Origin of the sequence: Paraburkholderia sp. (assembly GCF_036488505.1) — a bacterium.
In the GTDB taxonomy this organism is placed as follows: domain Bacteria; phylum Pseudomonadota; class Gammaproteobacteria; order Burkholderiales; family Burkholderiaceae; genus Paraburkholderia.
Genome location: NZ_DASXHN010000508.1, coordinates 1 through 3,089, shown reverse-complemented (window position 1 = coordinate 3,089; position 3,089 = coordinate 1). Strand labels below are relative to the sequence as shown.

Annotated in this window: 2 protein-coding genes and 1 pseudogene; 1 reads left to right on the top strand and 2 read right to left on the bottom strand. The window is 65.7% G+C overall.

Going from position 1 to position 3,089, the window contains the following annotated elements; all coding sequences use genetic code 11:
* A pseudogene (locus VGH68_RS28955) lies at window positions 1–307 on the top strand (class II glutamine amidotransferase); the annotation flags it as partial.
* 5 nt (window positions 308–312) lie between these two features.
* Here the strand turns inward: VGH68_RS28955 and VGH68_RS28950 are convergent.
* Together VGH68_RS28950 and VGH68_RS28945 are read right to left on the bottom strand one after the other, a co-directional pair.
* Window positions 313–2,064 carry a cobaltochelatase CobT-related protein gene (locus VGH68_RS28950; RefSeq protein WP_331607169.1) on the bottom strand — a complete coding sequence of 584 codons (1,752 nt, stop codon included), beginning with the start codon at window positions 2,062–2,064 and terminating at the stop codon, window positions 313–315.
* 37 nt (window positions 2,065–2,101) lie between these two features.
* A partial coding sequence (locus tag VGH68_RS28945; protein WP_331607168.1) for an AAA family ATPase occupies window positions 2,102–3,089 on the bottom strand: 988 nt, incomplete at its 5' end.

Here is a 3,089-nt window from a genome sequence, read left to right as displayed (position 1 = left end):
CAAACACGGTGTCGATGAGCCGCTGAACATGACCGTATGTGCCACCGACGGCGAACAGATCGTCGCGGTTCGCTATTCGAGCGAAGGGCAGTCGCGCTCGCTCTTCCACAGCACCTCGTTCCGGCATCTGCACGATCTGTATCCGGACGACCCGCGCATCGCGACAGCGGGTGAAGACGCCTTCCTCGTGTTGTCGGAGCCGCTGTCGGATTTGCCTGGCTGGTGGGAAGAGATTCCGGAGAGCACGGCCGTGGTCGCGCGGGGCGGGGAGATCGATCAGTATCCGTTCAGGCCGCAGCTGGCGTAGGCGCGCTAGCGCGTCAGCAGCATCGAACTCAACACCGAGAAGACCGTCGACGGCAATTCGGCCAGGCGGCTCACCACCACGTTGTGAGGATAGAAGTCCTCGACCGCGTCGGTCAGCACGCCGATCCCCAGCAGTTCGATGCCGCGTTTCTGGATCGCCGCGACGCGTTCGCGCAGATCGTGGCGCAATACCTGCGGATCGCCGTCGCCGGTCGACGGATAGCCGTCGGAGAACACGATCAGGATGCGCCGCTCGGCCTGATGATCCGCGAGCCGCGTTGCCGCCCAGGCGAGCGCCTCGCCGTCCGGATTCTCGTGACCGCAATCGATCGTGGCGATCCCGCTTGGATCGATCGCGCCAAAGCGTTTATAGACTTTCAGATCGAGTCGCTCGACAAAGCGGTTATAGCGCTGCAGATCAGCGCCGGCCGCGAGTTGCCGCTCATACAGTTGCCTCATCGGCGCGGACTCGAGCGAGCAATAACCGAGTACTTCACAGTCGAACGACAACTGCGTCAGCGCATCGCACAGCGCGGTCGCGCACAGACGCGCCAGCTCGATCTTGCGCCCGGCCATTGAACCGCTGCGATCGATCAGCAAGCTCACGGCGACGTCGCGCCCTTTGGCTGCCCGCTGCGTGCGAAACGGCGTGCGGTAACCGGGCGAGGTCGCCAGTTTGGCGAGCGCGGTGCGGTCGATCTCGCCGCGTTCCTGTTCGCGGCGCCAACGGGTGCGTTCGTCGGCGCTCAGCGCACGCTCCAGTTTCTCCTTGAGCGGCGCGGTGTCCGCGCGGGCCTGCGCGCGAAGCTCGCGCCATGTCGCGCTATCGCCTTGACCGGTAACGTCGGTGATCTCGTCGAATTCGGTGGCGAGAGGAATCGAGAGTCGCGCGCGAGTGGTGTCTGACGCGGTACCCGCTTGCCCTTCAGAACGTGCCGACGCTTGCTGCGCATCGGCTAGCGATTGCCCCATGCCCACCGCGTTTTCCGCTTGTGCGCCACCGCTTTTATCGGACGGCGGTGAGGCTGCGTTGTCCTGGTCGGGCAGGGTGGTGTCGTCGTCGTTGAGTGGCGCCGAGGAGGACGCCGCGGTTTCCGTGTCGATGTCTTCAACCGGATCCGCGGTGAACACCATGCTGTTGACATCGCCCGCCGATAAAGCCCGCACGCGCGCCACCAACGCCTGCGCGGCCGCGATGCTTTGCGCGGTCGAACGGCTTCTGCGCGACTCGTCCAGCAGATCCTGCGCGGCGTGCAGCGCGGCCAGCAGGGAATGGCTCGCTTCGGTCCGGGTCGGCTGTTCGTCCCACAGCGCGCGCTCCACCAGCCAGACCAGCCGGTCGCGCCAATGCAGCTTCGGCCAGCGCAGCCGCGCCTGCTCAGCGGCATGCACACGCAGTTTGCCGATGAACCAGCGCGCGCCCGGATACTCGTCGAGTAGTTGTACGCAGACGCGGCGATCCTCGATCACCTGCGCGAGATTCGCCGCCACGCCCGGCGACAGCGCGTCCATCTGCGCGAGCGACGAATGTTTGGCGCGTGCCACCAGCAGATCCAGATAGCCGATCAGCACGTCGCGCTCGACGCCGCCGCTCAGCTCGTAGTCGGGAATCACGATGCGGCCGGGTTCCACACGCGGCCCATCCGGGCTGAAGGCGACCGTCACGCCGTATTGCCCGGTCAGCACGCGCGCCACTTTGCTCAGCGTCGATTCAAACGCGAAGCTTCGCGTGTCGCGCATTGCGTGCATGGCGTTCATTTGCGTGTCGTGGTCAGTGTGCTGTGGTCACTTAGCGTCAGGCGGCCGGCGCAATGTGATGGCGAACGATGCCGCGAATCAGGGCCGCGTCCTCGGGACTGACCTTCGCATAGATCGCGGGACCGGCGGCGCGTTCAGGGTCGCCGGTGCGCAGCATCAACTCGGCCCAGTCGAGCAGGCGCCGCGTGGAGAATGCGCTCGACAGGTCTTCGCGAGCGAACGCCGCGCGGCAGTCGGCGGCAATGGCGGCGAGGGTGGTGGCGAGCGCGCGTGTCATATGCGGGGCGAGGGTGCGCATCAGCACGTCGGCTTCTTCGGCGGGCGTCAGATAGTCGAGCAGGTACACGCGCCAGCGATCGAGAAACGCCTCGTTCATCAGATTCGCGCCCTGATACAGATGACGGAACTGGCTCATCGCGCCGACCGCATTGGCCGTCGCGAACAGCCGGAACGCGGGATGCGGTGCGACGATCTCGTTGCCTTTTTCTTTCAGCACGAGACGCCCGTGCGGTTCGAGCACGGCGGTGAGGGCGGCGAGAATCGACGGTTCGGCAAAATCGATTTCGTCGACGATCAGCCAGAGCCCTTCGCGCATGGCCGTGGGCAGCACGCCGTCGACCCACAGCGTCTCACCGCCCTTGACCGTCCAGAAGCCGACAAAATCGCCGACGGTGGTCTGCCCGTTCATGTTCGAGCGCAACACGCCGTGATGCGAGCGCGCCGCAACCTGTTCAATCAGGCTGGTCTTGCCGGCGCCGGTGTGACCGATCAGCATCACGCGGCGGTTCTCGACGATGTCCTCGACAATGTCGTTAAAGCGCTCGGAGAACAGGTAGGCCGGGTTGATGCGCGGCACGAGCGGATTGTCGAAGCCGCAAGGCACGTTCACATGACCGATGCGCACGATCTCGCCCGTGCCTTCCAGGCGCCGGTGTTTCGCGGCCAAAGCCCGCGACGCGGCCCGCTGCAATTCGGGCATGAAGGCGACGCGGCCGGCTGCGGACTGCTCGCTCGCGGCGTCGTCT